This window comes from Candidatus Protofrankia californiensis, assembly GCF_900634765.1.
Classification (GTDB): Bacteria; Actinomycetota; Actinomycetes; order Frankiales; family Frankiaceae; genus Protofrankia; species Protofrankia californiensis.
In genome coordinates, this window is record NZ_CAAAFT010000034.1 from 1111 (window position 1) to 4894 (window position 3784).

Sequence of the window (3784 nt, forward strand, 5' to 3'; positions counted from 1 at the left end):
GCTGCGCAGCTGCAGTATGTGGCGTCACCGCCGGCGGCCCGGCTCGCTGGCGGGCGTACGGGCGCGATTGGGGTGGTCGTGCCGTATGTGACCAGGTGGTTTTGCGCTCAGGTCGTCAGCGGGGCCGAGGCGGTGCTGCGGGCGGAGGGGCTGGACCTGCTGCTTTATAACCTCGGCGACGAGGCGGGCCGAGTGCGCATCTTCGATGCGCTGCGCAAGCGGGTCGATGCGGTGCTCGTGCTGGGTCTGCCGCTCACCCCAACGGAGAGCGAGGTTTTGCACGCGCTTGATGTGCCGGTTGTTCTGGTCGGCGCGACCGTGCCCGGCTTCCCCAGCGTGCGGACCGATGACGTCGTCGGTGCCCGGGCGGCGGTACAGCACCTGATCAATCTGGGCCATCGGCGGATCGGGCTGATCTCCGGCGAGGGATCAGATGATGGTGAACCGATGCACTTCACCGCATCTCAGGATCGGCGGCACGGGTATCGCCAGGCCCTTGCAGCAGCCGGCATCGAATGTGACCCCGGGTTGGAGTCGGTCGGGGATTTCACCTGGCGGGGAGGCGCACGGGCTATGGCCGAGCTGCTCTCGGTCCAGTCGCCGCCAACGGCGGTGTTCGCCGCAAGCGACGAGATGGCGATGGGCGCGCTGGAGGCGTTGCGCCGTGCCGGGTTCCGCGTGCCGGAGGACATGTCGGTGATCGGTTTCGGCGGGCATGATATGGCGGAGTTGTTCGGCCTGACGACGATTGCCCAGCCGGTGGTCCGTCAGGGGGAGATCGCTGCCCGACTGCTGCTCGATCTCCTCGGCCGAAACCGTCCGTCGCCTTCCTACCGGTCCGAGGGTGCCGTTGCTGCGAGCGTCAGTGGTGAGCGTGTCACTGGTGGGGGGTCGGCCGTCGGTGCCGGGGAGACCCACCCTCCCGCCGGGAGGCTGGGCAGCCTGACCGACGCCGCCCTCACTGCATCCCCGGATCAGGGCGAATCGATCGTGGTAGAGGTACCGACGCGTATTCAGATCCGTCGCACGACGTGCACCGGCTGGACATCCGGCCGCGGCTGCCGTGAAGACGGGTTACAGCCCCGCCCGGGTGGCCGCCCGGCTGGAAGCCTCCGGGTTCACCGTCCCAGACCCGGCCAATCCCTGATCACTGTCCCGAGACCCGCGCTGGGCGGCCAACACCAGGGCCGCCCAGCGCCAGCACGCCCACCGAGAGGATCGAAAGATGGGCGACGATCGACTGCATGAGTTCTTCGCGGTTCTTGCTAGCCGGAGGCGGCGTGACCTGCTCGAGCGGCTGCGTGAGAGCGATGCCACGGTTGGTGAGCTCGCCGAGTGGTACAAGGCCGACGTGCAGGCGGTGTCCGAGGACCTGATGATGCTCGAGCAGGCCGGCCTGGTCAGCCGTAGAGAGGAGGCCCACCGCAGCCTGATGCACCTCAATGCGGAGGTGTTCGACCTGATGACCGGATGGATCGAGCAGGTCCGGCCCCGGGTCGAGCGACGAGACCAGGAGACCCCTAGGAGACCCCTGGGAGACCCCTGAAAATCTTGCCCTGTTCGGGTGTCATGGCCGGGCTTGGTGGTGGTTGGGGTCAAGAATCGGGGCGTGCAGGGACGTTCGGGGTCGGATCGGGAGTTGTTCGACGCGGGTGGGTGGGCGCGGGACACGGGATCTGGTGCCGGCGGGCAGTGTGTTTGCGTTCCTGGCGGATCATCGGCGGGAGCTGTTCCCGGATGAGATCGCGGAACTGTTCCCGTCGAACGGCCGGCGGGGGCTGCCCGCGGACCTGGTGGCCTCGACGATCGTGTTGCGGGCGTTGCACGGCCTGTCCGATGCCGAGGCGGTCGCCGCGCTACGGTTCGACCTGAGGTGGAAGGTGGCGTATGGCCTGCCGGTGGGCCACAGGGAGTTTCACCCGACGTCGCTGACGTACTGGCGGGGCCGGCTGGCCGCGTCGCAACGACCCGAGCGGATCTTCGACGCGGTGCGAGATGTCGTCACCGCGACCGGGTTGCTGGCCGGGAAGACCCGGCGGGTGTTGGACTCGACGGTGCTGGCGGACGCGGTCTCCACCCAGGACAGGGTGACCCAGCTGATCGCCGCGATCTGCTGGATCGGCCGGGTGGTTGCCGGCGCGCAGGAGGTGATCGCGGCTCACTGTCGGGGTCACGACTACACCCGGCCGAGGAAACCGTCGATCGCCTGGAAGGATACCGACGCCCGCGACGGGCGTCAGCGCGGGTTGGTCACCGACGCGCTCGCCCTGCTCGATGCTGTCGATGAACCCCCGCCGGCTCCGAGGCCGCCCAGGCGGTCGCACTGCTGGCGCTGGTCGCCGGCCAGGACGTCGAACCCGCCGACGGTTCGGACGGCACGGACGGGAAGTGGCGGATCGCCCGCAAGGTGCCCCCGCGCGGGTGATCTCCACGGTGGACCCGGACCCGGCACGTCCACAAGTCCCGCTAATCAAAGATCGACGGCTACAAGACGCACGTGATCGCCAAACCGGACAACGGGATCATCACCGGCCGCCAGCTCACCCAAGGTGCGGGCGAGGGCAGCGGCGACGGCACGGTCGGCGCGGCCCTGCTGGCCGCCGATGCGACGATCAGCGGGCCGGTCGATGCGCTCGGCGACTCCGCCTACGGCACCGCCGACCTGCTCGCCACGGTGATCGACGCCGGGCACACCCCGATCGTCAAACCCTGGCCGACCCGACCGAACATCCCCGGCGGGTTCGACCCCGACGACTTCGGCATCGACCACACCGCCGGCACCATCACCTGCTCCGTCGGACACACCGCCGTGTTCACCCCAACCCGCGACAGCGACGTCGCCGCGTTCGGCACTCTGTGCGCCGACTGCCCGCTGCGCGCCCGGTGCACCACCGCGAAGAAAGGCCGCACGATCACCCTGCGCCCCGCGACCAGATGCTGCGCGAACACCCCACCCCGCGACCGACCCGCCCGAAATCGACACCCAGGGTAACATCAACACCACCAGCATGTGCCTGACGGGCGGTGGATCGGGTCTGTCAACTTAACGGTGTATGTGATCTTGTTGGGGTTACTTCCTACCGGCGGTCAGGCGTCCGTCGAAAGTCACGTCGAATGCATTCAATGCGCTTTTCCACTTGTTCGACCAGCGGGTGCGGGCGGTGCCGGTGGGATCCAGGGCCATGGTGGCCAGGTAGAGACACTTCAACGCGGCCTGCTCGGTGGGGAAGTGTCCACGGGCGTTGACCGCCTTGCGGTAGCGGGCGTTCAACGACTCGATCGCGTTGGTCGTGCAGATCATGGTGCGGATCTCCCGGTCGAAGGCCAGGAACGGGCAGAACTCGGCCCAGGCGTTCTCCCACAGTCGGACGATCGCCGGGTAGCGGCGACCGAGGTCGGACTCGGTGAACGCGATGAACTGTTCCAACGCGGCGGCCTCGCTGGCGGCGCCGTAGACGGGTTTGAGCGCGGCCGCGATGGCGGCCCAGTCCTTCTTCGAGGCGTACCGGAAACTGTTCCGCAAAAGGTGCACGTTATGCCGACGTCGGCATAACGTGCATTACTCCGACGTCACCGTTATGCCGACGTCGACGAGCGGTGCGTGGTCCTGCTGTGATCTCTGTGCATGAAATCGGCATAACAGTTCACGAATGACTGACGATCTTCTTTCCTGGTGGGAGGAGGTCGGATGTGAGGAACCTGCTTGGTGTGCTGGTCGGCGGCCCGTTGGAGCGGTATGTGGATGGATTCGCGGAGGAGTTGAGGCGGTTGGGCTACACGCTCT

General features: G+C 67.7%; 4 protein-coding genes and 1 pseudogene. 4 read left to right on the top strand and 1 reads right to left on the bottom strand.

Annotated elements, in window-relative coordinates:
- From DD1DGNOD_RS01495 to DD1DGNOD_RS31015, 4 genes are all read left to right on the top strand, one after another.
- The coding region (locus DD1DGNOD_RS01495; RefSeq protein ID WP_131769272.1) for a substrate-binding domain-containing protein at positions 1-1248 on the top strand (1248 nt) is incomplete at its 5' end.
- Complete coding sequence (locus DD1DGNOD_RS01500) at positions 1226-1546, top strand: metalloregulator ArsR/SmtB family transcription factor (RefSeq protein ID WP_131769271.1); 321 nt, start codon at positions 1226-1228, stop codon at positions 1544-1546. The genes DD1DGNOD_RS01495 and DD1DGNOD_RS01500, both read left to right, overlap by 23 nt.
- Positions 1547-1694: 148 nt before the next feature.
- Positions 1695-2501 carry a transposase gene (locus DD1DGNOD_RS31010; RefSeq protein WP_430827743.1) on the top strand — a complete coding sequence of 269 codons (807 nt, stop codon included), beginning with the start codon at positions 1695-1697 and terminating at the stop codon, positions 2499-2501.
- The gene (locus DD1DGNOD_RS31015; protein ID WP_430827744.1) at positions 2498-2992 is read left to right on the top strand and encodes a hypothetical protein; all 495 of its coding nucleotides are present in this window, start codon (positions 2498-2500) and stop codon (positions 2990-2992) included. Before DD1DGNOD_RS31010 ends, DD1DGNOD_RS31015 begins: the two co-directional genes overlap by 4 nt.
- Positions 2993-3070: 78 nt before the next feature.
- Here the strand turns inward: DD1DGNOD_RS31015 and DD1DGNOD_RS01510 are convergent.
- Positions 3071-3532, bottom strand: a pseudogene (locus DD1DGNOD_RS01510) (transposase); the annotation flags it as partial.
- Positions 3533-3784 lie beyond the last annotated feature (252 nt).